The sequence below is a fragment of the Candidatus Darwinibacter acetoxidans genome (genome assembly GCF_041936445.1).
Classification (GTDB): Bacteria; Bacillota; Limnochordia; order Darwinibacteriales; family Darwinibacteriaceae; genus DTU010.
This window is the reverse complement of the sequence record NZ_JBHGXH010000102.1, coordinates 1-1,699: the sequence shown is the minus strand read 5'-3', so window position 1 is coordinate 1,699 and position 1,699 is coordinate 1. Positions and strand designations below refer to the sequence as shown.

Here is a 1,699-nt window from a genome sequence, read left to right as displayed (position 1 = left end):
GGCTCGTCGATGTCCACGGCAGCCAAAAGCCCGGTCTGAGTGTCGTCTGTGGGGATCAGGTTTCCTTCCAGCGCTACCTCGCCCGCCTGCTTCAGGCCGGGAACGAACTCACGAAAACCGTCGGGGCTGTCGTGGTCGGTGACATCGATGTCATCGCGGGACAGCTCGGGCGGCGTCAGGTTGGTCAGCCGTGCCACGTATTCCTCGCCGCGCTTCAGCTTGGTGCCGAACGCTTTACGCGCAACTTCTCTTTCAGACATTTCGTTCACTCCTTTTCGTGGTAGGAAATTTTTATATCCAGGGGGATGTGGTGAATCAGGGTCTCCTGCTCGAAAAAGTCTGATTCATCCTCGATAAATACGCTATCGATCTGGTCCGATTCCGCGGGCCAGGCTTCCATCGAGGCCCGGACCAGCGCAACCATGCTGTCGGTCTCGTCCGGGTCCCGGGAGAAGCAGGATATCTGCAGCGTCGCGTCAGTCAGGCCAGAATAGCCGGTGTGGTCATAGTGCCGCTCTTTGGACAGCAGCCAGATGATCACGTGTGGCGGCTGCAGGGACTGATCCCGGGGCAGTCGTCCGCCGCGATAGATCCGGGTGCCGGTGATGGCCGTGAGTTCGGTCAGGGCCAGAAGGCGCTGGGCTGCTTCTTTTTTGATGTTCACCGGATCGCCTCCTCGACCAGTTTTTCAACCGCTTTCTCGATGGTCGTCAGGACCTGCCCCTGCTTCGCGTCGATGGCATCGTCAAAGAAGCGATTCGGCGGCATGACGCCGGTCTGGGTGATCAGCACACGCCGCCCGCCCAGGTTGGCATAATGCGGTGGCTCAACTTGCCGGACGCCAGATGTGCCGTGGGTCACCAGCCAGGCGTGGGGTGCTTTTCTGCGGTCCAGGGCCACGATGTAGGCAGCGGATGTCTCCCAGGAGCGGACCAGCTTTTTCTTTCGGACCGATTTCTTCAGGTTGCCGCTGGGACCAACAGGCGCCCGCTTCCTTGCTTCGCTTGCCACGATCCCGGCAGCCTTGTCCAGCACCGGCTCGATCTTGCTGGGCTTGACGCCTTCGATCATGCGGTCGATGGCAGTAGCCAGGTCCTCAACGCCTTCGACGTGGATCGCGGTGTCCATCAGATCACTTCCTTGACGGTGAGAATGAGCTCGCGGTTGCGCTCGTAGGCGTTGTTGATCGGCGGGATGATCCCGAAGGTGCGGCCGTTTAGGGCCAGGCGCATGTCGGCGGTTATGCCCTTGATGTAACGCAGACGGATGCGGCCCACGGTTTCGGCGTGCAGCCCCTTTGCTTCCCAGAATTCGCGGCCTCGGGCGGTCTCGAACCAGACAGGGACGCCGGAGAGGTGGGTCTCGTATTCTTCCTGCGGGTTGCCGTCAGCGTTGGTGCCGGACTTTATTTTCAAGATGTCAGCCCGAAGGGGATAGGCTGCCAGGGGCATGGTCACTCACCACCCAAGGCCTTGAGCGCCTCTTCCTTGCCCTTGATCCGCTCACCGCCAGGCAACTCATACCAGCCGCCGCCGACGTGCTTCGGCTCCTTCTGCTCCGGCTCAACGGGAGGCGCCTCTTCAATCATCGCGCCGAGATGTCCCTTGCCCTGCAAGAACTTGGCCCGAGCCGTGTCATCGGTTTCGTAAATGTCCCCGATCCGCCTTACCTTTTTGTCAAGTTTGCAGGTAAATGCCTT

5 protein-coding genes are annotated in these 1,699 nt (G+C 60.6%); all 5 read right to left on the bottom strand.

From position 1 onward, the window contains the following. A partial coding sequence (locus ACE4YL_RS03340) for a phage tail tube protein (protein ID WP_461369215.1) occupies positions 1–260 on the bottom strand: 260 nt, incomplete at its 3' end. 5 nt (positions 261–265) lie between these two features. Then, entirely contained in the window at positions 266–664 is a 399-nt protein-coding gene (gp17, locus tag ACE4YL_RS03335; RefSeq protein WP_461369214.1) for a tail completion protein gp17, read from the bottom strand. After that, positions 661–1,128, bottom strand: a complete 468-nt coding sequence (locus ACE4YL_RS03330; protein WP_461369213.1) for an HK97 gp10 family phage protein — start codon at positions 1,126–1,128, stop codon at positions 661–663. Before ACE4YL_RS03330 ends, gp17 begins: the two co-directional genes overlap by 4 nt. Further along, positions 1,128–1,451: a phage head closure protein gene (locus ACE4YL_RS03325; RefSeq protein WP_461369212.1), complete on the bottom strand. Its 324-nt coding sequence runs from the start codon at positions 1,449–1,451 to the stop codon at positions 1,128–1,130. The genes ACE4YL_RS03330 and ACE4YL_RS03325 overlap by 1 nt, the downstream gene beginning before the upstream one ends. A 2-nt stretch (positions 1,452–1,453) precedes the next feature. Next, a complete protein-coding gene (locus tag ACE4YL_RS03320; RefSeq protein WP_461369216.1) occupies positions 1,454–1,651 on the bottom strand; it encodes a hypothetical protein in 198 nt (65 codons plus the stop codon). Positions 1,652–1,699 lie beyond the last annotated feature (48 nt).